This window comes from Cupriavidus sp. H39 (assembly GCF_050271075.1).
Lineage (GTDB): Bacteria > Pseudomonadota > Gammaproteobacteria > Burkholderiales > Burkholderiaceae > Cupriavidus > Cupriavidus necator_B.
This window is the reverse complement of record NZ_CP189848.1, coordinates 419,792-445,689: the sequence shown is the minus strand read 5'-3', so window position 1 is coordinate 445,689 and position 25,898 is coordinate 419,792. Positions and strand designations below refer to the sequence as shown.

General features: G+C 67.3%; 26 protein-coding genes. 4 read left to right on the top strand and 22 right to left on the bottom strand.

Annotated features, from left to right (window positions below; genetic code table 11):
- Window positions 1-90: 90 nt before the first annotated feature.
- The 8 genes from ACOCMH_RS17490 to ACOCMH_RS17455 all read right to left on the bottom strand — a co-directional run bounded on the left by ACOCMH_RS17490 (window position 91) and on the right by ACOCMH_RS17455 (window position 8,196).
- A complete protein-coding gene (locus ACOCMH_RS17490; protein ID WP_427312277.1) occupies window positions 91-1,221 on the bottom strand; it encodes an acyl-CoA dehydrogenase family protein in 1,131 nt (376 codons plus the stop codon).
- Window positions 1,222-1,253: 32 nt separating this feature from the next.
- Complete coding sequence (locus ACOCMH_RS17485; RefSeq protein WP_427312276.1) at window positions 1,254-1,934, bottom strand: SDR family oxidoreductase; 681 nt, start codon at window positions 1,932-1,934, stop codon at window positions 1,254-1,256.
- Between the two features lie 96 nt (window positions 1,935-2,030).
- Entirely contained in the window at window positions 2,031-3,209 is a 1,179-nt protein-coding gene (locus ACOCMH_RS17480) for an acetyl-CoA C-acetyltransferase (protein ID WP_427312275.1), read from the bottom strand.
- A gap of 51 nt (window positions 3,210-3,260) precedes the next feature.
- Entirely contained in the window at window positions 3,261-3,932 is a 672-nt protein-coding gene (can, locus tag ACOCMH_RS17475) for a carbonate dehydratase (protein WP_427312274.1), read from the bottom strand.
- Window positions 3,929-5,764: a bifunctional isocitrate dehydrogenase kinase/phosphatase gene (gene aceK, locus ACOCMH_RS17470; RefSeq protein WP_427312273.1), complete on the bottom strand. Its 1,836-nt coding sequence runs from the start codon at window positions 5,762-5,764 to the stop codon at window positions 3,929-3,931. Before aceK ends, can begins: the two co-directional genes overlap by 4 nt.
- A gap of 123 nt (window positions 5,765-5,887) precedes the next feature.
- Complete coding sequence (locus tag ACOCMH_RS17465; RefSeq protein WP_427312272.1) at window positions 5,888-7,069, bottom strand: isovaleryl-CoA dehydrogenase; 1,182 nt, start codon at window positions 7,067-7,069, stop codon at window positions 5,888-5,890.
- A gap of 61 nt (window positions 7,070-7,130) precedes the next feature.
- A complete protein-coding gene (locus tag ACOCMH_RS17460; RefSeq protein ID WP_427312271.1) occupies window positions 7,131-7,607 on the bottom strand; it encodes a PaaI family thioesterase in 477 nt (158 codons plus the stop codon).
- A gap of 124 nt (window positions 7,608-7,731) precedes the next feature.
- Window positions 7,732-8,196 (bottom strand): MerR family transcriptional regulator, encoded by a 465-nt coding sequence (locus ACOCMH_RS17455; protein WP_427312270.1) that lies wholly within the window; start codon window positions 8,194-8,196, stop codon window positions 7,732-7,734.
- 208 nt (window positions 8,197-8,404) lie between these two features.
- Here ACOCMH_RS17455 and ACOCMH_RS17450 point away from each other — a divergent pair, with 208 nt between their 5' ends.
- Window positions 8,405-9,481: an MBL fold metallo-hydrolase gene (locus ACOCMH_RS17450; protein ID WP_427312269.1), complete on the top strand. Its 1,077-nt coding sequence runs from the start codon at window positions 8,405-8,407 to the stop codon at window positions 9,479-9,481.
- A 6-nt stretch (window positions 9,482-9,487) separates the two neighbouring features.
- Here ACOCMH_RS17450 and ACOCMH_RS17445 read toward each other — a convergent pair whose 3' ends face one another.
- From ACOCMH_RS17445 to argS, 5 genes are all read right to left on the bottom strand, one after another.
- Window positions 9,488-10,318 (bottom strand): helical backbone metal receptor, encoded by an 831-nt coding sequence (locus ACOCMH_RS17445; protein ID WP_427312268.1) that lies wholly within the window; start codon window positions 10,316-10,318, stop codon window positions 9,488-9,490.
- A 2-nt stretch (window positions 10,319-10,320) separates the two neighbouring features.
- Window positions 10,321-11,142, bottom strand: a complete 822-nt coding sequence (locus tag ACOCMH_RS17440) for an SDR family oxidoreductase (protein ID WP_427312267.1) — start codon at window positions 11,140-11,142, stop codon at window positions 10,321-10,323.
- A gap of 134 nt (window positions 11,143-11,276) precedes the next feature.
- On the bottom strand, window positions 11,277-11,912 hold the full coding sequence (locus ACOCMH_RS17435; RefSeq protein WP_427312266.1) for a thiol:disulfide interchange protein DsbA/DsbL: 636 nt from the start codon (window positions 11,910-11,912) through the stop codon (window positions 11,277-11,279).
- Between the two features lie 136 nt (window positions 11,913-12,048).
- Window positions 12,049-12,765: an SPOR domain-containing protein gene (locus ACOCMH_RS17430; protein WP_427312265.1), complete on the bottom strand. Its 717-nt coding sequence runs from the start codon at window positions 12,763-12,765 to the stop codon at window positions 12,049-12,051.
- Between the two features lie 124 nt (window positions 12,766-12,889).
- Window positions 12,890-14,677, bottom strand: a complete 1,788-nt coding sequence (gene argS / locus ACOCMH_RS17425; RefSeq protein WP_427312264.1) for an arginine--tRNA ligase — start codon at window positions 14,675-14,677, stop codon at window positions 12,890-12,892.
- Between the two features lie 279 nt (window positions 14,678-14,956).
- Here argS and ACOCMH_RS17420 point away from each other — a divergent pair, with 279 nt between their 5' ends.
- Window positions 14,957-15,280: a DUF1840 domain-containing protein gene (locus tag ACOCMH_RS17420; RefSeq protein WP_171516634.1), complete on the top strand. Its 324-nt coding sequence runs from the start codon at window positions 14,957-14,959 to the stop codon at window positions 15,278-15,280.
- A gap of 181 nt (window positions 15,281-15,461) precedes the next feature.
- Here ACOCMH_RS17420 and ACOCMH_RS17415 read toward each other — a convergent pair whose 3' ends face one another.
- Complete coding sequence (locus tag ACOCMH_RS17415; protein WP_427312263.1) at window positions 15,462-15,890, bottom strand: DUF883 family protein; 429 nt, start codon at window positions 15,888-15,890, stop codon at window positions 15,462-15,464.
- 52 nt (window positions 15,891-15,942) lie between these two features.
- Window positions 15,943-16,110, bottom strand: a complete 168-nt coding sequence (locus ACOCMH_RS17410) for a DUF1328 domain-containing protein (RefSeq protein ID WP_010812883.1) — start codon at window positions 16,108-16,110, stop codon at window positions 15,943-15,945.
- Window positions 16,111-16,440: 330 nt separating this feature from the next.
- On the opposite strand from ACOCMH_RS17410, the gene ACOCMH_RS17405 reads away from it, so the two are divergent.
- A complete protein-coding gene (locus tag ACOCMH_RS17405) occupies window positions 16,441-17,880 on the top strand; it encodes a CHASE3 domain-containing protein (RefSeq protein WP_427312262.1) in 1,440 nt (479 codons plus the stop codon).
- 44 nt (window positions 17,881-17,924) lie between these two features.
- Here the strand turns inward: ACOCMH_RS17405 and ACOCMH_RS17400 are convergent, their stop codons facing one another.
- From ACOCMH_RS17400 to ACOCMH_RS17380, 5 genes are all read right to left on the bottom strand, one after another.
- Window positions 17,925-18,332: a response regulator gene (locus ACOCMH_RS17400; protein ID WP_171516631.1), complete on the bottom strand. Its 408-nt coding sequence runs from the start codon at window positions 18,330-18,332 to the stop codon at window positions 17,925-17,927.
- A 53-nt stretch (window positions 18,333-18,385) separates the two neighbouring features.
- Window positions 18,386-19,018 (bottom strand): response regulator, encoded by a 633-nt coding sequence (locus ACOCMH_RS17395; RefSeq protein ID WP_427312261.1) that lies wholly within the window; start codon window positions 19,016-19,018, stop codon window positions 18,386-18,388.
- 306 nt (window positions 19,019-19,324) lie between these two features.
- Entirely contained in the window at window positions 19,325-19,786 is a 462-nt protein-coding gene (locus ACOCMH_RS17390) for a hypothetical protein (RefSeq protein ID WP_427312260.1), read from the bottom strand.
- Window positions 19,787-20,049: 263 nt separating this feature from the next.
- Window positions 20,050-22,797 (bottom strand): methionine synthase, encoded by a 2,748-nt coding sequence (metH, locus tag ACOCMH_RS17385; protein ID WP_427312259.1) that lies wholly within the window; start codon window positions 22,795-22,797, stop codon window positions 20,050-20,052.
- 18 nt (window positions 22,798-22,815) lie between these two features.
- Window positions 22,816-23,877 carry a homocysteine S-methyltransferase family protein gene (locus ACOCMH_RS17380; RefSeq protein WP_427312258.1) on the bottom strand — a complete coding sequence of 354 codons (1,062 nt, stop codon included), beginning with the start codon at window positions 23,875-23,877 and terminating at the stop codon, window positions 22,816-22,818.
- A 195-nt stretch (window positions 23,878-24,072) separates the two neighbouring features.
- Here ACOCMH_RS17380 and ACOCMH_RS17375 point away from each other — a divergent pair, with 195 nt between their 5' ends.
- Window positions 24,073-24,465, top strand: coding sequence for a rhodanese-like domain-containing protein (locus tag ACOCMH_RS17375; RefSeq protein WP_427312257.1), 393 nt, complete (start codon window positions 24,073-24,075; stop codon window positions 24,463-24,465).
- 104 nt (window positions 24,466-24,569) lie between these two features.
- Here ACOCMH_RS17375 and ACOCMH_RS17370 read toward each other — a convergent pair whose 3' ends face one another.
- Complete coding sequence (locus ACOCMH_RS17370) at window positions 24,570-24,827, bottom strand: BTH_I0359 family protein (RefSeq protein WP_116322369.1); 258 nt, start codon at window positions 24,825-24,827, stop codon at window positions 24,570-24,572.
- A gap of 226 nt (window positions 24,828-25,053) precedes the next feature.
- Window positions 25,054-25,896: a 3-oxoadipate enol-lactonase gene (gene pcaD, locus ACOCMH_RS17365; RefSeq protein ID WP_427312256.1), complete on the bottom strand. Its 843-nt coding sequence runs from the start codon at window positions 25,894-25,896 to the stop codon at window positions 25,054-25,056.
- Between the last annotated feature and the right edge of the window lie 2 nt (window positions 25,897-25,898).

The window sequence follows — 25,898 nt, the reverse complement described above, 5'->3', positions numbered from 1 at the left end:
GGGGCCTTCTTCTTGTGGTGGCAGGTCCGGTGGCGGGAAGGCGTGGCGTATGCGCGGCACGCCTGCTCATCGTACGCGCAAATGCCGGGCCTAGGCCAGCGCGCGCGCGATCAGGATCTTCTGGATGTCGCTGGTGCCCTCGTAGATCTGGCACACGCGCACGTCGCGGTAGATGCGCTCCACCGGGAAGTCGCTGACATAGCCGTAGCCGCCGAATACCTGGATCGCGTCCGAGCAGACCCGCTCGGCCATCTCGCTGGCGAAGAGCTTGGCCATCGCCGCTTCCTTCAGGCACGGGCGGCCGGCATCGCGCAGCGTGGCGGCGTGCCACACCATCTGGCGCGCCACGTCGATGCGCGTGGCCATCTCGGCCAGCCGGAACTGCACCGCCTGGTGCTGGAACAGGGGCTGACCGAAACTCTCGCGTTCCTTGGCATACGCCAGCGCCGCCTCGAACGCGGCGCGCGCCATGCCGATGCTCTGCGAGGCGATGCCGATGCGCCCGCCCTCCAGCCCCGACAGCGCCATCTTGTAGCCGCCACCCTCGTCGCCGAGCAGGTTGGCTGCCGGCACCCGGCAGTCTTCGAACAGGATCTGCGCGGTGTCCGACGAATGCTGGCCGAGCTTGTCTTCAAGCCGCGCCACCACGTAGCCCGGGGTCGAGGTCGGGACGATGAAGGCGCTGATGCCGCGCTTGCCGGCGGCCTTGTCGGTCACCGCCAGCACGATCGCCACGTCGGCGTTCTGCCCGCTGGTGATGAACTGCTTGACGCCGTTGAGCACGTAGTGGTCGCCGTCGCGGACCGCGCTGGTGCGCAGCGCCGACGCGTCCGAGCCCACGTGCGGCTCGGTCAGGCAGAACGCGCCCAGCATCTCGCCGCGCGCCAGCGGCACCAGCCACTGCTGCTTCTGCGCCTCGCTGGCGAACGACATCAGCATGCTGCACACGGGGCAGTTGTTGACGCTGATGACGGTGGAAGTGCCGCCGTCGCCCGCCGCGATCTCTTCGAGGATCAGCGCCAGTGACAGGTAGTCGAGCCCGGCGCCGCCGTATTCCTCCGGCACCGCCACGCCATACGCACCCAGCGCGGCCAGCTCGCGGTGCACGGCCTTGGGGAAGGTCTTGTCGCGGTCCCACTGCGCGGCCTGCGGCGCGATCACTTCCTGCGCGAACTGGCGCACGGCGTCGCGGATCATTTCCTGTTCGGGGGTCAGCAGCATGTCGGTTCGGTGATCCAGTGTGCGGGGCGCCCTTACCAGGGGATGGGCGTGCCGTCGTAGTTGTGGAAGGTGCCGTTGTCGCGCCGCTTGACGCTGGCCAGCACCTGGCGCATGCCCTTGACGCTCTGCTGCACGGTCAGGTCGGCTTCCTGGCCGCCCATGTCGGTCTTGACCCAGCCGGGATGCAGCGCGACGCAGGTGGCATGGCGCGCATCCAGCGACACCGCGCGCAGCGCGGCGTTAGCGCCCGCCTTGCTGACGCGGTACAGCCAGCTGGTGCTGTGCTCCATCGCGCCGATGCTGCCCATGCGCGACGACAGCACCGCCAGCACGCCGCCGTGGCCGGACTGCCCGGCCTCGACATAGGGCAGCAGCAGCGGCAGCGCCATCATCGGCCCCAGCACGTTGACATGCATGACGCGGTCGAACTCCGGCGGCGTGACCGGCTGCGCGCTTTCGCTGCGCGGGCCCATCACGCCGGCGTTGTAGACCGCCACGTCGAGCGCCTCGCCGTCGAGCTTCCAGCCCAGGCCGGCCACCGCGCCGGCATCGGCCAGGTCGGCCTGGTGCGCTTCGGCACCGAGCGCCTGCAGCGCGCCCACGCCTTCGGGCGTGCGCGCCGCCGCGATGACGCGCCAGCCGTCGGCACGGTACTGGCGCACGAATTCAAGGCCGATGCCGCGCGAGGCACCGAGGATGAGGGCGGTTGGCAAGGGTGGCTCCTGAGGCGGTGGTTGATCGATTGTTCGTGGTTGCTCCCCCGGCCCCTCTCCCGCTAGCGGGAGAGGGGAGGAACATGCTCGGTGGGGTCAGACGATCTCGATACCCACCGCCGTCGCCTCACCGCCACCTATGCACAGGCTGGCCACGCCGCGCTTGCCGCCGGTCTTGCGCAGCGCGCCGATCAGCGTGGTCATGATGCGCGCGCCCGAGGCGCCGATCGGGTGCCCCAGCGCGCAGGCGCCGCCGTGGATATTGACCTTGTCGCGCGGGATCTTGAGATCGTGCATCGCCGCCATCGGCACCACGGCAAAGGCCTCGTTGATCTCGAACAGGTCGACGCTGTCGGTGGTCCAGTCCAGCTTGCGGTACAGCTTGGCGATGGCCTCGACTGGCGCGGTGGTGAACCAGCCCGGCGCCTGCGCATGCGTGGTGTGGCCCAGCATGCGGGCGATCGGCTGCAGGCCCAGCTGCTGCGCGGTCGAGGCGCGCATCATTACCAGCGCCGCGGCGCCGTCGTTGATCGACGACGACGAGGCCGCGGTGATGGTGCCGTCCTTGGCAAAGGCGGGCTTGAGGGACGGGATCTTGTCGAGCTTGATGCGGCGCGGGCCTTCGTCGGTGTCGATCACCGTGTCGCCACCCTTGCCCGATACCGTTACCGGCGCGATCTCCCAGCGGAAATCGCCATTCTCGGTGGCCTGCTGCGCGCGGCGCACGCTTTCCATCGCGAACTCGTCCTGCTGCTGGCGCGTGAAACCGTACTTGGCGGCACAGTCCTCGCCGAAGGTGCCCATGGCGCGGCCCTTGTCGTACGCGTCTTCGAGGCCGTCCAGCATCATGTGGTCGTAGATCATGCCGTGGCCGATGCGGTAGCCGCCGCGGCCCTTCGGGATCAGGTACGGCGCGTTGGTCATGCTTTCCATGCCGCCGGCGATCGCGATGTCGAACGAGCCGGCGATCAGGCCGTCATAGACGGTCATCGCCGCGCGCATGCCCGAGCCGCACATCTTGTTGACGGTGGTGCAGCCCGTGGCCAGCGGCAAGCCTGCGCCGAGTGCGGCCTGGCGTGCCGGCGCCTGGCCCTGGCCGGCGGGCAGCACGCAGCCGAACACCACTTCCTCCACCTGTTCCGGCTTCAGGCCGGCGCGCTCGACCGCGGCGCGGATGGCGGTGGCGCCCAGTTGCGGCGCGGTGACGCTGGCGAATTCGCTTTGGAACGCAGCCATCGGCGTGCGGGCGGCTGAAACGATGACGATCTCTTCCATGTCGGGTCTCCTGGATCGGTAGGTAGGCGTAAGTGGTATCGGATAAAGGCGTCAGCGGATCGACGCCTGCGGCGGATCGCCGTACTGGCGGTAAGCCGCGGCCAGCTGCTCGTGCAGCTCGTCGTTGTTGCTGGCAGCCATGCCGAGGTCGCGCAGCAGGCCGTCGGACACGCCGTAGATCCAGCCGTGCACGGTGATGGCCTGGCCGCGGTCCCAGGCGTCCTGGATCACGGTGGTCTGGCAGACGTTGTTGACCTGCTCTATCACGTTGAGCTCGCACAGCCGGGTGTGGGCGTCTTCCTCGCGCAGGATGGTGCCGAGGTAGGACTCATGCTTGTCGGCCACGTCGCGCACATGGCGCAGCCAGTTGTCGGCCAGGCCGATGCGCTCGCGCTTGAGCGCAACCTTGACGCCGCCGCAGCCGTAGTGGCCCACCACGGTGATATGGCGCACCTTGAGCACTTCCACCGCGAACTGGATCACCGACAGCGCGTTCAGGTCGCTGTGCGCGATCACGTTGGCGATGTTGCGGTGGACAAAGACCTCGCCCGGGGCCAGGCCCAGAATCTGATTGGCCGGCACGCGCGAATCGGAGCAGCCGATCCACAGGTACTCCGGCGCCTGCTGGTTGGCCAGGCGGGTGAAGAAGGCGGGGTCTTCCGCGTTGACGCGGTCGACCCAGTCGCGGTTGTTGCGGAACAGCTGGGCGATGGCGTCATTCATGCGACTCTCCTTGCAGGGCCAGCGGCCGGCAGTGCGTCGGACAGCGCGGGTGCAGCGCCGTAACGGTGGATGAATCGGTCTGAAGCGTGATAGGCAAAGAAGTCATGGACATGTCCGGCCAGCAGCCGGTCCTTGTGGCTCTGCCACATGGCAGGGTCAAAAAAATCCGCATGGTGGCGCAGGAACGCCGCGCGTACGCGCGGGTCGCCGAGCAGGAAGGTGCGGAAGGTCTCGGGAAAGATGTCGTGCGGACGCACGGTGTACCAGACCTCGCCCGACATCTCCTCTTCCTCGTTGCGCGGCTGCGGCACGTGGCGGATGTTGCAATCGGTCAGGTACTCGATCTCGTCGTAGTCGTAGAACACCACGCGGCCGTGGCGCGTGACGCCGAAGTTCTTGTACAGCATGTCGCCCGGGAAGATGTTCGCGGCCATCAGTTCCTTGATGGCATTGCCATACTCCAGCACGCCATGCTCGACCTGCTCGTCGGAACCCTCTTGCAGGTAGATGTTCAGCGGCGTCATGCGGCGCTCGATATAGACATGGCGCACCACGATCTCTTCGCCGCCGTCCTTGGCACGCTGGTATTCGATCATCGAGGGCGCGTTCTGCTCGAACTCGCGCACCAGCGCCTCGTCGAAGCGCGACAGCGGGAAGGCCACGTCGGAGTATTCCAGCGTATCGGCCATGCGGCCGACGCGGTCGTGTTGCTTGACCAGCTGGTACTTCGACTTGACCAGCTCGCGCGTGGTTTCCTTGGGTGCCGGAATAAAATCGCGGATCACCTTGAACACGTACGGGTACGACGGCAGCGTGAACACCAGCATCACCAGCCCGCGGATGCCAGGCGCGATGATGAAGCGGTCCGACGAATGCTGCAGGTGGTGCAGGAAATCGCGGTAGAACAGGTTCTTGCCCTGCTTCTGCAAACCCAGCGAGGTATAGATCTCGGCGCGCGGCTTGCGCGGCATGATGTCGCGCAGGAAGGTCACGTAGGCCGACGGAATCTCCATGTCGACCATGAAGTAGGAGTGCGTGAACGAGAACAGGATCAGCAGCTGTTCCTTCTTCAGCAGCACCGTGTCGAGCATCAGCTTGCCGCCCGGGCCATGCAGGATCGGGATCGCCAGCGGGAAGGTGCGGTCGCCGTTGACGATGCGGCCGATGATGAAGGCGGCCTTGTTGCGGAAGAACAGCGACGACAGCGTATGGACCTGGAAATTCGGCGCGATGCGCAGGTCGCCGAAATGCTCGCTGACGGCGCGCACCACGTAGCCGATGTCGCGCTGCAGGTCCTCGAACGGGCGCTCGAGCTGGAAGTTGTGGACGATGCGCTCGAAGCACGCGGCCATGCCTTCGCGGCTGCCCGGGTAGTACGCGCGGAAGGTCGGGCGCGTGGGCGATTCTTCGTTCTCGATGTACTCGGTCGAGATCGCCGGGCGCACGAAGATGAAATCGTTGTTGAAATACGAGCGGTGCAGGATGCGCGTGCACACCGAGTTGAAGAAGGTCTCGGCCAGCTCGGGCTGGTGGTGGTTGGTCAGCAGCCCGATGTAGTGCAGCTTGATCTGCTGCCAGATCTCGTCGTCGATGTTCTCGGCGTCGTACTCGTCTTCCAGGATCACGCTCGACTCGCGCACGCGCTCGTTATAGAAGGCGATGCGGTCGCGCTGAATCTGCTGCAGCCCGTGCCAGTCCCCGGCCTCGAACTTCAGCTTGGCCTGGTGGCTGACCTCGCGGAACAGGCGGTAGTGCTTGTCGAACCCGTCGAGCATGGTTCTCGCCACATCGTAGGCAATCTGCGAGGAGAGCAGTTTGGGGAAGTGGGACATGGGTCGACGGGGGCCGGAGGCAGTACAGCGTGAGGGTGTTGTAACGGGTATTGAGATTGTAATGGGGTTCGGGCGGGGGCTCCGGGTGATTTCGGCGCCCCGCCTGGTCGCCGGCGCTGCCGCTTACATGGTTTCCGCGAACAGTTCGCGGCCGATCAGCATGCGGCGGATCTCCGAGGTGCCGGCGCCGATCTCGTACAGCTTGGCATCGCGCCACAGCCGGCCGGCCGGGTATTCGTTGATATAGCCGTTGCCGCCCAGGATCTGCACGGTCTCGCCTGCCATCCACGTGGCCTTTTCGGCCGTGTACAGGATCACCGCGGCGCAGTCCTTGCGCACCTGGCGCACGTGGTCGCTGCCGAGCGCGTCGAGGTTCTTGCCGACCGTGTACAGGTAGCTGCGCGCCGCCTGCAGCGTGGTGTACATGTCGGCCACCTTGCCCTGGATCAGCTGGAATTCGCCGATGCTCTGGCCGAACTGCTTGCGGTCGTGGATATACGGCGTGACCACGTCCATGCAGGCCTGCATGATGCCGACCGGGCCGCCCGACAGCACCGCGCGTTCATAGTCCAGGCCGCTCATCAGCACCCTGGCGCCGCCGTTCTCGGCGCCGAGGATGTTCTCGGCGGGGACTTCCACGTCCTCGAACACCAGTTCGCCGGTGTGCGAGCCGCGCATGCCGAGCTTGTCGAGCTTCTGCGCCACCGAGAAGCCCTTCATGCCCTTCTCGACGATAAACGCGGTCATGCCGCGCGCGCCCAGCTCGGGCTCGGTCTTGGCGTAGACCACCAGCACGTCGCAGTCCGGGCCGTTGGTAATCCACATCTTGGTGCCGTTGAGCACGTAGCGGTCGCCCTTGCGCTCGGCACGCAGCTTCATGCTGACCACGTCCGAGCCGGCGTTGGGCTCGCTCATCGCCAGCGCGCCGATCCACTCGCCCGAGACCAGCTTGGGCAGGTACTTTGCCTTTTGCGCCGGCGTGCCGTTGCGGTGGATCTGGTTCACGCACAGGTTGGAATGCGCACCGTACGACAGCCCGACCGAGGCCGAGGCGCGGCTGATTTCCTCCATCGCGATCATGTGGGCCAGGTACCCCATGTTGGCGCCGCCGTATTCCTCGGCCACGGTGATGCCGAGCACGCCGAGGTCGCCCATCTTCTTCCAGGCGTCCATCGGGAACTGGTCGGTGCGATCGATCTCGCCCGCGCGCGGGGCCAGTTCGGCCTGGGCCCAGTCGCGCACGGCGCTGCGCAGCATCTCGATGTCTTCGCCCAGATCGAATTTCAGGCCTGGCAGTTCAGTCATGGTGGTCTCCTGTAGGAATCGGTGTGTGTCGTGTTGTCCCGGGGTTGCCGGATCCATCGGTTCAGACGTGGCCCAGTGTCTTGACCACGCACAGCGTCATCAGCATGGTCGCCACCTGTTTGCGGCGGCGGTCCTGCTCGACGTAGACATCGCCCTGCGCCACGATCAGCGTGCGCCCGGGCTTGAGCACCCGCCCCACCGCCACCAGGCGTTCGCCCTGGGCCGGGGACAGCAGGTTGATCTTGTATTCGGCGGTCAGGCCAGCCTCATCGTCGCCCACCAGCGTCAGCGCGGCATAGCCGCAGGCGCTGTCGGCCAGCGCGCCGACCACGCCGCCGTGGAAAAAGCCGTGCTGCTGGGTCACGCCCTCGGACCACGGCATCGCCAGCTCCACCTCGCCGCGCTGCACGCGCGCGAGCGAGGCCCCAAAGGTCCGCATCAGCCCCTGGCGCGAGAAACTGGTGGCAATGGCGTCGGCCCGCGCGGCGGACAGCGGCTCCGGTTCGGCGGGCATGGCACGGGCGATGGAGGCAGTCATGACAGGGTTCCGGTGTGGGGCCTGGTTGAACGGACAGCGCACGGCGTGCACGCTGTCCGGCTATTCTATTTACGTTTACGTAAACGTCAATGCCCGATCGCACGGAGGCGCGTGGAAGTGGCGCTCAGGCGGCATGGCTCCGGTCCGGTCCATCCTCGCCTGACACGGCCGCGGGCTTGTCGCCGGACTGCGCCGCCAGCAGCGCCCTGCACTGGCGCTCATGCTGGTCGATCTCGGCCAGTTGCGCCTGCAGGTCTTCCATCTGGCGCTCGAGCGTGTGGCGGTGTGCCGCGAGCGCGTGCAGGAAGCGGTCCAGTTGCGGGGCGGTATCGCGCGGAGATTCATAAAGGTCAAGAATCTCGCGGATCTCATTGAGAGTAAGCCCCAACCTTTTGCCACGGAGGGTCAGCTTCAGCCGGGTCCGCTCGCGGCCGTTGTAGACGCGCTTGCGCCCGCCCGGCCCCTCGCGCTCCGGCGACAGCAGGCCCTGGTCCTCATAGAAGCGGATGGCGCGCGGCGTGACGTCGAATTCGCGCGCGAGATCGGTAATGGTGTAGGTGGCGGAAGCCGCCGCTGGCGTTGCTGACATGGCTTGCCCAAAGAAAGTGAACGGTCGTTCGTTGCGAAGTCAAGTTTTCGCTTAAGATGGAAACGAACCCGTATGGTTGACGTTTACGTTAGCGTCAACCAGATCGGCTGGCAACCAGTGCTTGCACGCCCCTGCGCATGCTCGGGGACGTGCCGGCAGAACGAGAAAGCCCGCGCCCCGCCGCCAGGCTTCGACCACGAGACTCCTCATGAACGCACTCGAACACCAGCTCCAATACCCGTTCGGCGACACCATGCCCGCGCCCGGCGCCAAGCAGGAAGTCGCCCCCGGCGTCTACTGGCTGCGCATGCCGCTGCCGTTCGCGCTCGACCATATCAACCTGTGGCTGCTGCGCGACCGCCTGGACGGACGCGAGGGCTGGACCATCATCGACTGCGGCATCACCAACGATGTCATCAAGGGCCACTGGGAAACGGTCTTCGCCAATGAGCTGGAAGGCTTGCCGGTGGTGCGCGTGCTGGTCACGCACAGCCATCCGGACCACGTCGGGCTGGCGCACTGGCTGTGCCGGCGCTTCGGCGTGCGGCTGTGGATGAGCCTGGGCGACTACATGAGCGCGCGCGTGATGGGCAGCGGCACCGGTGCCGGCTCCAGCGCGGGCGGCGACGCCGCCGCCGCGCATTTCGCGCTGCATGGCCTGACCGATGCCGACAGCCAGGAGAAGCTGCGCGCGCGCAAGACCTACTACCCGTCGCTGGTGCCGGAACTGCCGGCGCAGTACCGCCGCCTGATGGAGGGCGAGACGGTGCGCATCGGCACCGAGCCCGCCACCTCGGGCTGGCGCGTGATCACCGGCTTCGGCCATTCGCCCGAGCATGTGGCGCTGTATAACGCGGCCACCAACGTGCTGATCTCCGGCGACATGGTGCTGCCGCGCATCTCGACCAATGTCAGCGTGTTCGACATGGAGCCCGAGGGCAATTCGCTGCAGCTCTACCTGGATTCGCTCGGCAAGTACGAGCCGCTGCCGCAGGACGTGCTGATCCTGCCGTCGCACGGCCGCCCCTTCCGCAACCTGCATACCCGCATCACGCAGCTGCGCGAGCACCATGCCGACCGCCTCGCCGAAACGCTCGAAGCGTGCCGCGAGAAGGCCTGCAGCGCCCACGACATCGTCAGCGTGATCTTCAAGCGCCAGTTCGACATCCACCAGATGACCTTCGCCATGGGCGAATCGCTGGCCCACCTGCACTGCCTGTGGCACCGCGGCGAGCTGGTGCGCGAAACCGGCGACGACGGCGTGATCCGCTTCCGCGCCGCCTGACCTGCCTCAGTTGGCGGCCGCCAGCGCCGCCAGGTAGCGCACCCCGTCGACGGCCCGGCTGCCGTACCAGGACAGCATCTCGCCGTCGACCAGCAGCACCGGCTTGCCGAGCTGGCGCTCGAGCGCATCGGCGTGGTCTTCGGTAAAGCGGTAGGGCTCGGTCGACAGCAGCACCAGGTCGAGCTCGCGCACCAGCGCGTCGCTCCAGCGGAAGCTGGGATAGCGCTCGCCGGGCGCATTGGGCCGGCTGCAGTCGCCTCCCGCGCAGGCCTGCAGGTCGTTGCCGCCAGGCCAGGTCTGCCAGTTGGCCAGCGCCAGCATGCGGCTGATATAGGTGTCGCGCGACACCGTCATCCACGGGTCCTGCCAGATCGCGTACAGCACGCGGCGCGCCGGCCATGGCCGCACGCGGATCGCATCGAGCTGCAGCTGCAGCGCCGTGCACAGCGCCTCGGCCTCGGCATGGCAGCCGAAGATGCCGCCCAGCAGCCGGTACAGCCCGAAATTGTCCTCCGGCGCGCACGGATGGGTGACGATCACGTTGGGCACGAAGCTGCGGATCTCGTCCACCGTCTCGCGCCGGTTCTCGTCGATATTGACCACCACGTGCGTGGGCGCCAGCTGGCGCAGGCGCGCCACGTTCACGTCCTTGGTGCCGCCCACCTTGGGCAGCGCGCGCACGGCCGGTTCCGGGTGGATGCAGAAGCCGGTGCGCGCCACCATCTGCCGCGCCATCCCGAGCGCGAACAGCAACTCGGTCACCGACGGCACCAGCGAGGCGATCCGCACCACGCCGGTGGCGGCGGCATGCTGCTGGCCGATGGCGTCGCGCCACATGGTCAGGGCTCCAGGGGCGGCTCTGCACTGCGCGGGTCGGCCCGGCGCGGCTTGCGCGGCGCGCCCGCGGCAAGCGCGTCGTACAGCCAGCGCGGCATCACGTGCAGCAGCGCCGCCACCACGCCCATCGGCCATGGGATCACGCGGAAGCGCCGGCCCGCCGCGATCACGCGCACGGCCTTGCGCGCGAAGACGTCGGCATCGGTCAGGAACGGCATGCGGTACGGGTTGTGCGCGGTCATCGGCGTGCGGATATAGCCCGGCGTGATCGTGACCACGCGGATGCCGTGCCGGCGCTGCTCCAGCCGCAGGCTTTCCAGCAGCTTGATCACCGCCGACTTGGAGGCGCTGTAGGCCCCCGCGCCCGGCAGCCCGCGCACGCCGGCGACGCTGGCAATCCCCACCAGCGTGCCGCGCCGGCCGAAATGGCCGGGTTCGCGCGCCTGCATCGCATGCAGGAAGGGCTGGAAGGTGGTCAGCACGCCGAACCAGTTGGTGTCCATGACCTGGCGGAACGCGTCCAGGTCCTCGCGCTCGCTGGCCACCGTGCCGACCGAGACGCCGGCATTGGCGATCACCACATCGGGGCAGCCGAAATGGCCGAGAAAGTCCTCCGCTGCGCGCGCCATCGCCTCGGCATCGCGCACATCGGCGCCATAGAGCCGCACCGCGCCCGGGTTGGGCAACGTTGCCACGAACTCGCGCAGCGCGCCCTCGCGCCGCGCCACCAGGCCGAGGATGGCGCCCTGCGCGGCATATTCGCGCGCGAGCGCCTGGCCCAGGCCGCTGGAGGCACCGGTGAGGAAGACTTTGAGGGGGCGCATGAAGGCGAAGGCAGTGGGAAATGAAAAACGGCTGGTACAGGATACCAGCCGTTTGGCGAACTACAGGTCTTTGATATCCCCGCCTGGGGACTCCCTCTCCCGCAAGCGGGAGAGGGGAGCAAACCCTCAGCCAATCAAAGCTTCTTCGCCTTGATCTGCTCCACCAGGTAATCCATGGTCTGCACCGCGCCCTGCTTGTTACCGGCAATCGACGGCGAGGTCACGTACTTGCCCTGCACCACCACGGTCGGCACGCCGTCGACCTTGTAGGCGTCGGCGATCTTGTTGGCGCGCTGCGAATTGGTCGTCACCGTGAACGAGTTGTACGCGTCCAGGAAGGCCTTGCGGTCGACGCCGTTCTTGGCCATGAAATCGGCGATCTCGTTGGGGTCGGTCAGGCGCTTGCGGTCGACGTGGATCGCGTTGAAGACCTTGGTGTGCATGGCGTCAAGCTTGCCGATGGCTTCCAGCGCGTAGAAGATCTTGGTGTGCGGCAGCAGGTCGTCGCGGAAGGCGACCGGCACGCGCTTGAACACCACATTGCCGCCCTGCTTCTTGACCCAGGCCTCCAGGTCCGGCTCGAAGTCGTAGCAGTGCGGGCAGCCATACCAGAAGAACTCGGTTACCTCGATCTTGCCCGCCGCGACCGGCTGGGGCGTCTTCAGGACCTGGTACTCCTTGCCTTCGGTGGGTGCCGCCTGGGACGGGGCGGACATCAGCAGGCCGCCCACGGCGGCAAACATGGCGAACAGTGCGGCGAGTTTTTTCATCTTGGAACGGCCTTGCGGTTTGGACGATGAGCGTATGACAGCGGCGGCGGCACCCGGTTCATCAAGGTGCCCGCCGCGTCTGGCGGGAACGTGTTGCTGCGGTGTTGCGGCGGTCACCGGAAATTAAGCGGCTCGCCTACTGCTTGGTAAAGCGGATCACCGAGGCCTCGAAGCCGGACGACTGCAGCCGGTCGCGTGCCTTGTTCATGTCTTCGATGCGGTTGAACGGCCCCAGGCGCACCCGGTACATCTTGACCCCGTTGACATCACGCTCGGTGATGCGGGCCTCGAAGCCCTGCATCGCCAGGTTAGCCTTCTGGCGGTCGGCGTCGTCCGACGAGCGGAACGCGCCCACCTGCAGCAGGTAGCCCACCTTGTTGGCGTCGGCCTGGGCGATCTCGGCAATCGGGTCGGACACCGGCTTTTCGGCCGGCTTGCTGGCGAGCGGCTTGTCAGCCGGCTTTTCCACGGGCTTTTCCACCGGACGGTCCAGCGGCTTCTCCGCCGGGCGGGTGGCCGCCACCGGCGGCTGGCCGTTCTGCCGGGACTCCGGCTCCGGCGCCGGGCCTACCGGCTTGGCCGGGGTCTTGCTCCACAGCGGCTTGTTCGGATCGCTCGGCCCCTCGTCGGCGCGCTGCGCCGGGGCCGGCAGCTGGCTGGTGACGTTGCCGGGCTCGCTGGGACGCGGGGCGTTCTTCTGCTGGAACGGGGTCGGCGACTTGGTGATGTACAGGGCGACCACCACGGCGATGGCCAGCCCGACGATCAGCCCGAGCACCAGGCCCAGGAACGTACCGCCGCGTTGCTGGCTGCGGCGAACATTGCGCGAAGCGCGCTTGCGTTGCTGTTGCATGAAGTCCTCTTCGGTGTTGCCGGGATTATAGAGCCAGTGCCGCCGCCGGCCGCACCGGACCGTCCCCGGGGCCAGCTGGCCCCGTGCGTCGCCCGGCGGCCCGGACTGGGCGCCGGCAGCCTGCTTACATGCGACACGGGGCGGACACCCCGATCACCGCCAGGCCGTTGCGCAGCACCTGGCGCGTGGCCGCCAGCAACGCCAGGCGCGCGCGCTTGACGGCTTCGTCGTCGACCAGCACGCGGTCGGCATTGTAGAAGGCGTGGAAGTCGCCGGCCAGGTCGCGCAGGTAGAACGCCACCGCGTGCGGCGCCAGTTCGGCCGCGGCGGCCGACAGCATGTCCGGGAACTCGGCCAGGCGGCGCCCCAGCGCCTGCGCCTGCGCGCTGGCTTCGGCGCCGGTCACGGCCGACAGGTCGGCGCCGGCCAGCTCGGCCAGCCGGGCTTCCCAGTCCGCGCCGCCCCACGACTCGAAGATCGAGCAGATGCGGGCATGGGCGTACTGGACGTAGTACACCGGGTTCTCGTCGTTCTGCTTCAGTGCCAGGTCGACGTCGAACACGAATTCCGTATCGGCCTTGCGCGACAGCAGGAAGAAGCGCACCGCGTCGCGGCCGCGGGTGAAGTGCGCGGGCCAGTCGGCGACGCCGGCGTCCAGGCAGGCTCGGATGGTTTCATCGCCGCCGTTGGACCATTCGATCAGGTCGCGCACGGTGACATAGGAGCCGGCGCGCTTGGAGATCTTGACCTCCTCGCCGTTCTTCATCACGGTCACCATCTTGTGCAGCACGTAGTCGGGGTAGCCTTGCGGGATGCCCATGTCCAGGCCCTGCAGGCCGGCGCGCACGCGCGCGATGGTGCCGTGGTGGTCGCTGCCCTGCACGTTGATGACCTTGGTGAAGCCGCGCTCCCACTTGGTGGTGTGGTAGGCCACGTCCGGCACGAAGTACGTATAGGTGCCGTCGCTCTTCTTCATCACGCGGTCCTTGTCGTCGCCGTCGTCGGTGGTGCGCAGCCACAGCGCGCCCTCGCTCTCGTAGGTCTTGCCCTTCCCGATCAGCGACTGCACCGCGGCGTCGACGCGGCCGTCGCTGTACAGCGACGACTCCAGGTAATAGCGGTCGAACTTGACGCCGAAGGCCTGCAGGTCGATGTCCTGCTCGTTGCGCAGGTAGGTCACGGCGAACTTGCGGATCGAGTCGATGTCTTCGACGTTGCCCGACGCGGTTACCGGCTCGCCGTCCGAAGCGCTGACGGTCTTGCCGGCGAGGAAGTCGGCGGCGATATCGGCGATGTAGTCGCCGTTGTAGGCGGCCTCGGGCCAGCTGGCATCGCCCGGCTTCAGGCCGCGCGCGCGCGCCTGCACCGACAGTGCCAGGGTCTGGATCTGCACGCCGGCGTCGTTGTAGTAGAACTCGCGGTGCACGTGCCAGCCCTGCCACGACAGCAGGTTGGCGAGCGCGTCGCCCAGCGCCGCCTGGCGGCCGTGGCCGACGTGCAGCGGACCGGTCGGGTTGGCCGAGACGAATTCCACCAGCACCTGGCCGTGCACGCCGCGCTCACGCGCGCCGTAGTGGTCGCCCTCGGCCAGCACCGCGCGCAGCACGTCGGCCTTGGCGGCCGGGGTCAGGCGCAGGTTGATAAAGCCGGGGCCGGCGATCTCCATGGCCGCGACCAGGCCTTGCGCGCGCGCATCGGCCTCGACCGCGGCGACAATGCGCTGCGCCAGCTCGCGCGGATTGCTCTTGAGCGCGCGCGCGGCCTGCATGGCGACATTGCAGGCCAGGTCGCCATGGGCGGCCGCCTTGGGCCGCTCGAAGGTGACGGCGGGCAAGGCGGCATCGGCCGGGGCGAGCGCGCGCACGGCATCGGTGAACGCGGCGGCAAGATTGGAGGTCTGAACAGGCAGCATGGATGTCGGAAGCCCTGTGGGCTGGTATTCAGGCGCGGTCCCTGCGGGCCGCGCCGGGTGCCTGGAATACGGCAAGTGACGGCGGATCAACGCCGCGCCGCGTGACAGGCATGGGAATCGGGAACGCGCAATTTTATCAGGTGCTATGCTGACATCATGCCCAGGGACGGCCACGGACCACAATCCGGCCCGGCAGCCGCCCCACACCGTGCCCGCACCGGCGCGGCATCCCGCCCCGGGGACGCCGCCCACCGCATCTCCGTGAAAGGAAAAACCATCATGCTGATCACCTTCAAATCCCATGCCGCGCAGGACCTGATCATGATGAAGGATCTGGCCGTGACGCTGCTGGGCATCATCGGCAAGCATCTCGGGGAACGGGGGGTGATCACCGTCGAAGAACTGCCGCACGCGATCCACAGGCTCGAAGCGGCCGTGGCCGATGCGCGCCGCGCGCATCCGGCCGACGCCGCCGTCGAGGCCCGCCCCGACGCCGACGAGCAAGAGGAAGAACCGCTGCATCTGGGCCAGCGGGCCTATCCGTTCCTCGACATGCTGCGCGCTTCGCAGCGCGAAGGGGCCAATGTGCTGTGGGGGGTGTAAGCCGTCCCGGCCGGGCGCCGCGCGAGGCGGCGCGCCGGTCGAGCGCTGGCGGATAAAAAACACCCGGCACCGCAACCGGGGCCGGGCTTCCGGACGAGGGTTCCGGAAAGGGGGGAATTCTGGTGCAGCCGCCTGGCAAGCCAGGCGGTGCGTAGCAGGGCCTGGGTTCTAGCCCGCGCTGCTATTCCTCATCGGCATTGTGCCGGCCACTAGCCAGCAGCAGCCCAATCACCGCGCCGACCGCCGCGGCGAGCGCGACCGCCTTCAACGGGGACTCGGCCACGCGGTGCTGGGCCTGCACCACCGCGCCATCCACGCGCTCGCGCGCGCGCATCATGCCGTCAGTGGTCTGGGCGCGCAGGCGGTGCGCCATGTCGCTGGCGCGTTCACGCAGGCGCTGGCCGGCTTGCAGGCTCTCGGCAGAGCCCTCGCGCGCCAGCACCTGGATGGTGTGCTCGAGCTGCGAAATCAGCGATTTGACTTCGCTCGACAGCGGCGCCGTCGCCTCGCGCGTGTCGCGCGCAGCGTGCTTGATATGGCGAATCGCACTGTCGGCACTGTCGGACAGGTGGTTCAGTTCCTTCCGGACTTTCGGGTTCTGCGTCAGCATACGGTCTCCTCAGGTTCGGTCGGCGAGGGGGTGAAGACGGCTTGCGCCGGATTCATCGTCCCCTGCGGACGAGGCCCATCACCGCGGCGACCAGCGCCACGACCAGGAAGATAAAGAACAGGATCTTGGCGATTTCGACGGCACCGGCGGCAATCCCGCCGAAGCCGAAGATCGCGGCGATCAGGGCGATGACGAAAAATACGAGTGCATATTGCAGCATGGCTAGGCTCCCGAAGATTTCGGACCAGGCCAGGCGCACTGGCTGGGCCCATGTGAGGGCTTGCGCCAACGGGTGCAAGCTCATAGCCTCATCGTAGAAAGCCACGCTTCGTGCCAATACCGACAGGCAGCCGATTCCGCTGTCAGCCGAGTCCTACAACACCGGTCCGGCGCCACGCCGGCGCGCGCATTGCGCGCGCGCCGGAAGCTGTACGGGCGCCAAGGGGACCCGATTGCCGGCTTCGGGTTGACCCATGGCGATCGATGTGATTCCATGGGCGCTCCCTGGCGCCGCGGCGGGCGAGCGCGCCTTCACGATAGGAATTGCCCCATGTTCAAGCAGTCATTTCTACCTCACACGCTGTTGCTCGCGGGCGGCATCCTGCTGACCCTGGCAGTGCTGGTGGCGTCGGAGACCGGCAATATCCGCCTGCGCGAAAGCTATACCGACGTGATCCGCTCGCAGCGCCTGCAGACCGAGCTGGCCGCGCTCAACGGCGAGCTGGTTAATGCGGAGGCCGGCCAGCGCGGCTTCCTGCTGACTGGCAAGGAAAGCTACCTGGAGCCCTACTACAAGGCGCTGCCCCGCATTGCCGAACTGATGGCGCAGATCCGCGCCGGCTACGCCAATGACCCCGAGGGCCTGAAGCAGTTCGGCGACACCTCCAAGCTGGTCAACAGCAAGCTAAACGAAATGGCGCTGACCCTGGTGTATGGCAAGCGCGACCTGGAAGTGGCGCTGGACCTGATCCGCACCGACTACGGCAAGCAGACCATGGACAACGCGCGCCGCGGGCTCGACCAGCTGCAGGCGCGCGAGGCCGGCGCGGTCTCGCACCGGCTCGAAGGCGCCGAGAACGACGTGCAGCTGTCGCGTTACGGCATCGGCCTGCTCACCGCCATCAACATCATCCTGCTGATGGCCGTCGGCATCGGCCACGCCAAGCGGCTGTCGATGGCCGAGGCGGTGCGCTCGCAGCTGGAAGAGGAAAGCGTGCGGCTGGACCGCAAGGTGCGCGCGCGCACGCGCCAGCTGTCGGCCCTGGCGGCCCACCTGCAGCGCGTGACCGAAGACGAGAAGACGCGGCTCGCGCGCGAACTGCATGACGAACTGGGCGCGATCCTGACCGCGATCAAGCTGGACCTGCATTGGGTGCGGCGCAAGGTCCAGGCGGACCAGCCCCTGGCGGCCGAGCGCCTGACGCGCGTGATGCTGCACGTGGACCAGGGCATCCAGATCAAGCGCCGCCTGATCGAAGACCTGCGTCCCACCGTGCTGCTCAACCTGGGGCTGCGCGCGGCGGTGTGCCAGCTTGTCGAGGAAGTCGGCGCGCGCAACAACTGGGGCACCCAGGTCAGCGTGCCCGAAGACCTGCCGGCGCTGCGCGACGAAGCCGCGATCGCGCTGTACCGGATCGTGCAGGAATCGCTGACCAATGCCAGCAAGTACTCGGAGGCCAGGCACGTCGACGTGTCGCTGGCGTGCCAGGGTGAACTGTTGACGCTGACCGTGCGCGACGACGGCAAGGGCCTGCCGCCGGACTTCGACCCCGGCAGCACCGCCGGCCACCACGGCCTGCTGGGGATGGAGCAGCGTGTCACCGCGCTCGGCGGCAGCATGCAGATCGATTCGTCGCCGGATGCCGGGGTGCGGATCCGGATCGAGGTACCGCTGACGGCGTCAGTGCTGGCGCCGGCGGAAGAGCCGGAGAGCCCGGAGAGCCCCGAGAGCCCCGAGAGCCCCGAGAGCCCGGAGCCGGCACGCGCCTGATGGGGCCACGGAATCGGCGCGGACGCGTCAGCGTCGCGCTGTCGTCATGGCTGGGGCCCGGCGTGTTCCTCGATCACGCGAAACACCTGCTCCAGCTCCAGGGATTTGTCGAAGAAGTAGTCGGCGCCCGCCTCGGCGCACTGGCGCCGGTACATCTCGAGCTGGGCATGGTTGGTATAGACGATGCGGACCGTGCCGTTGTCGTCGCGCTGCATGGCGCGCAGCACATTGATGCCATTGCCCTGGCGCAGCTGCAGGTCGACGATCGCCACGTCGTACTTGCCGGCGCCAAGCAGGCGCAACGCCATGGCTTCGGTGTCGGCCCAGTCAACGTTCTCGACGAACGGGAAATCCTTCAGGTATTCGAGCAGCATGCCACGCAGGACCGCCGAATCTTCAATCAGCAGCACGTTGAGCGCCCGGTAGGAAGTGTTCGAATCCTGCTCCGACATATTGTGTATTGCGGTCCCTTCCGGGGCGGCCCGCGGGGGCCGCAATTGAACTGCTATTCCACCAGGCCGTTCTTGATCGCGTAGTAAGTCAGGTCGGCGTTGGTCTTCATGCCCATTTTCTCCAGGATGCGCGAACGGTAAGTGCTGACGGTCTTGACGCTGAGGAACAGCTCGTCGGCGATCACCGACACCGACTGCCCGCGCGACAGCTTGCAGAAGATCTGGAATTCGCGCTCGGACAGCATCTGGTGCACCGGCTGCTCGGTCGGCTTGTCGAGCCCGCCGATCAGCAGGTCGGCCACGGTTGCGCTCACGTAGCGGCGGCCCTGTGCCACCGTGCGGATCGCCTTGACGAGGTCGTCGGGGGCGCTTTCCTTGGTCAGGTAGCCGGACGCGCCAGCACGGATCAGGTTGATAGCGTACTGGTCTTCCGGATACGTCGACAGGATCAGTACCGGCAAATCGGGCTTGCGCTGCCGGATCAGCTTGAGCACGTCGATGCCGTTGCGGTCCGGCATGGAGATGTCCAGCACCAGCACGTCGAAGTCGGCATCGCGCAGCTGCGCCATGACTTCATCGCCACTGCCGGCCTCGCCGGTCACCTGGATATCGGGTTCTTCGGAAATAAACTGACGCAGCCCGGCACGCACAATCTCGTGGTCGTCGGCGATCAGGACGCGGATCATGTGGGGCTCCACGGGTTTAACGGACCGGCACTTCGGCCCGGTGCACGGCGGGTGCAGGCGGAACCGCTTGCGATGTTGTCATTGTAGTGCCGGGCGCGGGCGCGGGCTGTCGGTGTCAGGCTGACAATGCGGCGTGGCGGCGGGCCCGCTTCGGCGCGGATTGCGACCCACAAAAGCAAAGCGGGACGGATCAGATCCGTCCCGCTTTGCTGCGGCGCGTCAGGCCCATGAACGTCCCTGGAGGGAGCCCGGCGCGGCCGCCACCCGCAGTGGCTGTGGCTAGTACTGCAAGCGACTGCCCGGTGCTTACTGGGCCTTGGCGCCGGCTTCGGCCCCCGCGCTCACGTCCACGCTGGCGTCGGCCTTCGATTTCTTGGTCGACTTGGCGGCGTGCTTGCCGTGCCTGGCCTTGCTGCCGGCGTCTGCCTTGGCCGAGCCGGTGGCGTCGGCAGCAGTGCCGGCGCCCTTGTCGACTGCCGCGCCTGCGGTCGACAGGCCCTTGTCAGCCGCCGTGCCCGCTGCCGACAGGCCCTTGTCGGTCGCCGCGCCGGCGGTCGACAGGCCCTTCTCGGCCGCGCCCGCGGCACCTGTCGTGGCGCTGCCGACGGCATTCAGGCCACCCTGCGCCGCCGCAGCGGGCGAGGGCGTGGTCACCGAGGCACCCACATCGGCTTTGGTGCCAACGCCAACGCCGGTGCCCTGGGCCATGGCCAGCGAGGAAGCAGCGGCGATCGACAGGGCGGACAGGGAGAGCAGCAGTTTCTTCATGGACAGACTCCTTTCAGGATGCCCCACGGCGAAACATTCGCCGCGGTGATCACGCTGGTGTTTGCGTGTATCGAGCCCTCAGTCTAGGGAGCCGCACTGCGCCGGTCTGTGAGCAGTTGAAAGGCTCTGTAAGGAGTTGTGAGGCGCCGCCCTCGCCGCTTGAGCCACGGCTTGCGGGCGGTGCGCGACGCTTTTCCCTGACGCATCAACGGGCTGGCAGCGGGGTGCCGCCACCGCCGCTGCCGCGCTGGCGTCGCACCCGGTTACAGGTTGGGCGCGAGCGCTCGCGCTACCGCGGCGCGATCTTCGTGGCGGCGTGCCGCCATGTCATCGAGCTGGTCCTGGCCGATCTTGCCGATGGTGAAGTAGGTCGACGCCGGATGCGCGAGGTAGAAGCCGCTGACCGAGGCCGCCGGCGTCATCGCCAGCGACTCGGTAATGCCCATGCCGATCTCGGCTGCGTCGAGGTATTCGAACATCGGACCCTTGACGGTGTGCTCCGGGCAGGCCGGATAGCCGGGCGCGGGACGGATGCCACGGTATTTCTCGGCGATCAGTTCGTCGTTGCTCAGCGTCTCGGCCGCGTCATAGCCCCACAGGTCCTTGCGCACGCGCTCATGCAGGCATTCGGCGAAGCCCTCGGCCAGGCGGTCGGCCAGCGCCTTCAGCATGATCGCGCTGTAGTCGTCGTGGTCGGCCTCGAACTGGGCCTCCTTCTTGTCGACGCCCAGGCCCGCGGTCACGGCGAAGATGCCGACGTAGTCGGCAATGCCGCTGTCCTTCGGCGCGACGAAGTCGGCCAGGCAGCGGTTGGGGCGGCGCACGCCGTCCACCACCGGGCGCTCGCTCTGCTGGCGCAGGTTGTGCCAGGTCAGCGCCACCTTGCTGCGGCTCTCGTCGGTGTAGATCTCGATATCGTCGTCGTTGACGGTGTTGGCCGGCAGCAGCGCGATCACGCCGTTGGCGGTGAGCCAGCGGCCCTGGATCAGGCGCGACAGCATCGCCTTGCCATCCGAGAACACCTTGCGCGCCGACTCGCCGACGATCTCGTCGTTGAGGATGTCGGGGAATTTGCCGGCGAGGTCCCAGGTCTGGAAGAACGGGCCCCAGTCGATGTAGTGGGCCAGCTCGGCCAGGTCATAGTTGCGGAACACGCGCCGGCCGATGAACTTGGGCCTCGGCGGCACATACGTGCTCCAGTCGATCGGCGTCTTGTTGGCGCGCGCCTGCGCCAGCGTCACCATCGGCGTGGCCTTCTTGTTGGCGTGCTGGGTGCGGATGCGGTCGTAGTCGGACTTGAGCTCGTCCAGGTAGCGCGCCGCGCCTTCGTCGGACAGCAGGCTCGAGGCCACGCTGACCGAGCGCGAGGCGTCCGGCACGTAGACCACCGGGCCTTCGTAGTTCGGTGCGATCTTCACCGCGGTATGCACGCGCGAGGTGGTGGCGCCGCCGATCAGCAGCGGGATCTTCTTCACGCGGAAGTAGTCGTCGCGCTGCATCTCCGACGCGACGTAGGCCATTTCTTCGAGCGAAGGCGTGATCAGCCCGGACAGGCCGACGATGTCCGCGCCCTCGACCTTGGCCTTGGCCAGGATCTCGTTGCACGGCACCATCACGCCCATGTTGACCACTTCGAAGTTATTGCACTGGAGCACCACCGACACGATGTTCTTGCCGATGTCGTGCACGTCGCCCTTGACCGTGGCGATCACGATCTTGCCGCGCGCCTTGACCTCGCCGCCGGCCTCGGCCAGCAGGCGCTTCTCTTCCTCGATGAAGGGCAGCAGGTGCGCAACCGCCTGCTTCATCACGCGCGCGCTCTTGACCACCTGCGGCAGGAACATCTTGCCGGCGCCGAACAGGTCGCCGACGATGTTCATGCCGTCCATCAGCGGGCCTTCGATCACCTCGATCGGGCGGCCGCCACGCGCGGCGACCTGCTGGCGGACTTCCTCGGTGTCCTCGACGATAAAGGTGGTGATGCCGTGCACCAGCGCGTGCGCGAGGCGCTCGCCCACCGGCACCGGCTGCTCGGGCGTGCCGCGCCAGGCCAGGTTCTCTTCCTTCTTCGCGCCGCCACCCTTGAAGCGGTCGGCAATCTCCAGCAGGCGATCGGTGGAGTCTTCGCGGCGGTTGAGCACCACGTCTTCCACGCGCTCGCGCAGCTCGGGATCGAGCTGGTCGTACACGCCGAGCTGGCCGGCGTTGACGATGCCCATGTCCATGCCCGCGCCGATGGCGTGGTACAGGAACACGGTGTGGATCGCCTCGCGCACCACGTCGTTGCCGCGGAACGAGAACGACACGTTGGACACGCCGCCGCTGACCTTGGCGTACGGCAGGTTCTGCTTGATCCAGCGCGTCGCCTCGATGAAGTCGACCGCGTAGTTGTTGTGCTCTTCGATGCCGGTCGCGACCGCGAAGATGTTCGGGTCGAAGATGATGTCTTCCGGCGGGAAGCCGACTTCGTTCACCAGGATGTCGTAGCTGCGCTTGCAGATCTCGGTCTTGCGCGCGAAGGTATCGGCCTGGCCCTTCTCGTCGAAGGCCATCACCACGCTGGCCGCGCCGTAGCGGCGGATCAGCTCGGCATGGTGGCGGAACTGTTCCTCGCCTTCCTTCAGCGAGATCGAGTTCACCACCGGCTTGCCCTGCACGCACTGCAGGCCCGCCTCGATCACTTCCCACTTGGACGAGTCCAGCATGATCGGCACGCGCGCGATGTCGGGCTCGGAGGCGATCAGGTTCAGGAAGCGAACCATGGCGGCCTTCGAGTCCAGCATGGCCTCGTCCATGTTGATGTCGATGATCTGCGCGCCGTTCTCGACCTGCTGGCGCGCCACCGCCAGCGCCTCGTCGAACTGGCCATTCAGGATCATGCGCGCGAAGGCCTTGGAGCCGGTCACGTTGGTGCGTTCGCCGACGTTGACGAACAGCGTGTCGTCGTCGATGGTGAAGGGCTCGAGGCCGGACAGGCGCATCGGGCGCGGGGGCAGTTTGTTGTCGCTCATGTTCTGGGGCTCTCGGGCTCAGGCGGCGTCGCGGTACTGGCCGGGCCAGGTGCGGGGTTTCTTGTCGGCCACGCGCTGGGCGATGGCGGCGATGTGCTCGGGGGTGGTGCCGCAGCAGCCGCCCACCAGGTTCACCAGCCCGGAGGCGGCGAACTCTTCCACCAGCGACGAGGTGACCTCCGGGGTTTCATCGAAGCCCGTGTCGCTCATCGGGTTCGGCAAACCCGCGTTCGGGTAGCACGACACCGCGGCGTCGCAGATCCTGGCCAGCTCGGCGATATACGGGCGCATCAGCGTCGCGCCGAGCGCGCAGTTCAGCCCGAACGTGACCGGCCGCGCGTGGCGCAGGCTGTTCCAGAACGCCTCGACGGTCTGGCCGGACAGGATGCGGCCCGAGGCATCGGTGACGGTGCCCGAAATCATCACCGGCACGCGCTCGCCGGTGTCCTCGAACAGCTGGTCGATGGCGAACAGCGCGGCCTTGGCATTGAGCGTGTCGAAGATGGTCTCGACCAGGAACACGTCGGCACCGCCTTCGAGCAAAGCCTTGCCCTGCTCGTAGTAAGACTCGCGCAGCTCTTCGAAGGTCACGTTGCGCGCGCCCGGGTCGTTCACGTCGGGCGAGATGCTGGCGGTCTTGGGGGTGGGCCCAAAGGCGCCGGCGACAAAGCGCAGCTTGTCGGGCGTGCTGTACTTGTCGCAGGCGGCGCGTGCCAGGCGCGCGGCCTCGACATTCATCTCGTACGCCAGCTCGGCCATCTTGTAGTCTTCCTGCGCCACGCGCGTGGCGCCGAAGGTATTGGTCTCGATCAGGTCGGCGCCGGCGGCCAGGTATTGCTCGTGGATCTCGCTGATGACTTGCGGGCGTGTCAGCACCAGCAGCTCGTTGTTGCCCTTGACGTCCACCTTGTGTTCCGTGAAGCGCGTGCCGCGGTAGTCCGCCTCGGACAGCTTGTAGCGCTGGATCATGGTGCCCATGGCGCCATCGAGGATCAGGATGCGTTCTTGCAGCAGCCGGGGCAGGACGGCTGCCCGGGTATAGGGGCGCGGCGCGGCCGCGGTGGATTCAGGGGCACTCATGGCGGGGAACTCTGGAAAGGCGGGGCCGGCGGAGCTTCGACGGTAGGCCGCGGTGGCCGATGGCGGCCAAAGAGGTGCGATTTTATCAGGTGTATCAAGGCCTTGCGGCCGCCTTCGGTTGCCTGCCGCCCGCTCCGGCGCCTACACTGAGAGACGTAAACGTCACCGTTCGCCGTGCCGCATTCCCCTCCGACCATGCAACACCTTTCCCCCACCGATGCCCACGATTTGCTGGCGCAATCGCCCGAGACCCTGTTCATCGACTGCCGCAGCGAGATGGAATACCTGTTCGTCGGCCATCCGAAGGGCGCGCACAACGTGCCGTGGAACGACGGCCCCGACTGGGAGGTCAACCCGCATTTCGTGCAGATGGTGAAGAAGCTCGCCGGGCAGGCCTCGGCACGGCCAGTGCTGCTGATCTGCCGCAGCGGCAACCGCTCGTCCGCGGCGGCCCGCGCGCTGGAAGGCGCGGGGTTCTCGAACGTCCAGTACGTGCTGCATGGCTTCGAGGGCGACCTCGATGCGCAGCGCCACCGCAATACGCTCAACGGCTGGCGCCATGACGGGCTGCCGTGGGAACAATACTGAGGCCGTGACCCGGCCTAAATAGCAAACGCCCGCCGAAGCGGGCGTGATCCTCGTCGCGAAGGCGGGCGGCGCAGCGGCTCAGTGCACCGGCCCGGCGTAGTCCCTCAGTGCATCACCAGCGGATGCGTCATTACGTTATCGAACTTGCCGAGGAAGTCATCGACTTCCTCCACCGACGGCTCGCTTTCGATCAACCGCTTCACGTCCGCGCGGAAGCTCTCGGCCAGGTGGCCGCCGAGGAAAATCTCGCGCTTCAGGTTCTTGTCGACGATTTCGTAGCCCCCGAACTCAAGCGGCGCTTGCTCGACATCCGCACCGAACTCGACGATGCAGTAGTTGTCGCTGTTGTAGATCATTTGCATGGCACACCTCCTGGGCGTCATGGATGGGCGGCTCGCCCTTGTGGTTCTTGCCTCAGTTAATGCCATGAGGGGGCGCCGCGGCTTTACCTCCAAACTTGGGGTGACCGGCGGGAAATCAAGTTATTGCGTGCCTGTCACCACGTTGCCACGATTTTCTGCCTTACATGAATTGGGCATCGGCCAATGCAACAAGTTTCTTGAGCCGGGAACATCAGTGTGTTGCTTGTCACGGAACGTCGCACTGGCCCCCGCATGCGGCGCTCCCCAGGAAGGCGTCCAGCGCGGCATGAAAGCGTTCCGGCTGCTCCACGTGCACCAGGTGCGCCGCTTGCGGCACTACCTCGAGCCGGGACCCCGCAATCGCCGCGGCAATGCTCTGCGCCATTGCCACGGTAGCACCCTGGTCCTGCTCGCCCGCTACTACCAGCGTAGGACAATGAATGCGGGAAAGCGCGCCCGCAAGGTCAAAAGCCATGATGGCCTCGGCCACACCCACGTATCCACGTACCGGCGTCGCCACCAGCATGTTGCGGATGCGCAACACTTCGTCCGGATGCGACGCGTGGAAGCCCGGCGTCAGCCAGCGGCCGAGGGTGGCATCGGCCAGGCCCGCCATGCCGTGCGCCTCGGCCTGGCCGATGCGGTTGTGCCACATCGGGTGGGCTTCCATCGGCGTCTGGCTGTTGGTGGCTACCAGCGTCAGCGACAGCAGCCGCTCCGGATGGCGCAATCCCATGCTCTGCCCGATCATCCCGCCCACCGAAATGCCGCAGAAATGCGCCTGCGGGATCTGCAGCGCGTCCATCACGGCGACCACGTCGTCGGCCAGCCGCGTCATGGTGTAAGGGCCGAGCGGGGCATCGCTGGCGCCGTGGCCGCGCAGGTCCGGGCGCACCACGCGGTAGCGCCCGGCCAGGTGGCGGGCGGTGGTGTCCCACAAGGTATGGTCGGCGGCCAGGGCGTGGGTCAGGATCACCCATGGCCCGTCGGCGCCGTCCACACGCACGTGCAAATCGGCACCATCGGCGTGGATGCGGCGGGCTTCGGAGGGTGGCGTGGCAACGGTCATGG

Coding starts and splice junctions, on each gene's coding strand:
- ACOCMH_RS17490 (WP_427312277.1), bottom strand. CDS start 1,221: ATGCTGCTGACCCCCGAACAGGAAATGATCCGCGACGCCGTGCGCCAG.
- ACOCMH_RS17480 (WP_427312275.1), bottom strand. CDS start 3,209: ATGGAAGAGATCGTCATCGTTTCAGCCGCCCGCACGCCGATGGCTGCG.
- can (WP_427312274.1), bottom strand. CDS start 3,932: ATGAATGACGCCATCGCCCAGCTGTTCCGCAACAACCGCGACTGGGTC.
- aceK (WP_427312273.1), bottom strand. CDS start 5,764: ATGTCCCACTTCCCCAAACTGCTCTCCTCGCAGATTGCCTACGATGTG.
- ACOCMH_RS17465 (WP_427312272.1), bottom strand. CDS start 7,069: ATGACTGAACTGCCAGGCCTGAAATTCGATCTGGGCGAAGACATCGAG.
- ACOCMH_RS17460 (WP_427312271.1), bottom strand. CDS start 7,607: ATGACTGCCTCCATCGCCCGTGCCATGCCCGCCGAACCGGAGCCGCTG.
- ACOCMH_RS17455 (WP_427312270.1), bottom strand. CDS start 8,196: ATGTCAGCAACGCCAGCGGCGGCTTCCGCCACCTACACCATTACCGAT.
- ACOCMH_RS17450 (WP_427312269.1), top strand. CDS start 8,405: ATGAACGCACTCGAACACCAGCTCCAATACCCGTTCGGCGACACCATG.
- ACOCMH_RS17445 (WP_427312268.1), bottom strand. CDS start 10,318: ATGTGGCGCGACGCCATCGGCCAGCAGCATGCCGCCGCCACCGGCGTG.
- ACOCMH_RS17440 (WP_427312267.1), bottom strand. CDS start 11,142: ATGCGCCCCCTCAAAGTCTTCCTCACCGGTGCCTCCAGCGGCCTGGGC.
- ACOCMH_RS17435 (WP_427312266.1), bottom strand. CDS start 11,912: ATGAAAAAACTCGCCGCACTGTTCGCCATGTTTGCCGCCGTGGGCGGC.
- ACOCMH_RS17430 (WP_427312265.1), bottom strand. CDS start 12,765: ATGCAACAGCAACGCAAGCGCGCTTCGCGCAATGTTCGCCGCAGCCAG.
- argS (WP_427312264.1), bottom strand. CDS start 14,677: ATGCTGCCTGTTCAGACCTCCAATCTTGCCGCCGCGTTCACCGATGCC.
- ACOCMH_RS17420 (WP_171516634.1), top strand. CDS start 14,957: ATGCTGATCACCTTCAAATCCCATGCCGCGCAGGACCTGATCATGATG.
- ACOCMH_RS17415 (WP_427312263.1), bottom strand. CDS start 15,890: ATGCTGACGCAGAACCCGAAAGTCCGGAAGGAACTGAACCACCTGTCC.
- ACOCMH_RS17410 (WP_010812883.1), bottom strand. CDS start 16,110: ATGCTGCAATATGCACTCGTATTTTTCGTCATCGCCCTGATCGCCGCG.
- ACOCMH_RS17405 (WP_427312262.1), top strand. CDS start 16,441: ATGTTCAAGCAGTCATTTCTACCTCACACGCTGTTGCTCGCGGGCGGC.
- ACOCMH_RS17400 (WP_171516631.1), bottom strand. CDS start 18,332: ATGTCGGAGCAGGATTCGAACACTTCCTACCGGGCGCTCAACGTGCTG.
- ACOCMH_RS17395 (WP_427312261.1), bottom strand. CDS start 19,018: ATGATCCGCGTCCTGATCGCCGACGACCACGAGATTGTGCGTGCCGGG.
- ACOCMH_RS17390 (WP_427312260.1), bottom strand. CDS start 19,786: ATGAAGAAACTGCTGCTCTCCCTGTCCGCCCTGTCGATCGCCGCTGCT.
- metH (WP_427312259.1), bottom strand. CDS start 22,797: ATGAGCGACAACAAACTGCCCCCGCGCCCGATGCGCCTGTCCGGCCTC.
- ACOCMH_RS17380 (WP_427312258.1), bottom strand. CDS start 23,877: ATGAGTGCCCCTGAATCCACCGCGGCCGCGCCGCGCCCCTATACCCGG.
- ACOCMH_RS17375 (WP_427312257.1), top strand. CDS start 24,073: ATGCAACACCTTTCCCCCACCGATGCCCACGATTTGCTGGCGCAATCG.
- ACOCMH_RS17370 (WP_116322369.1), bottom strand. CDS start 24,827: ATGCAAATGATCTACAACAGCGACAACTACTGCATCGTCGAGTTCGGT.
- pcaD (WP_427312256.1), bottom strand. CDS start 25,896: ATGACCGTTGCCACGCCACCCTCCGAAGCCCGCCGCATCCACGCCGAT.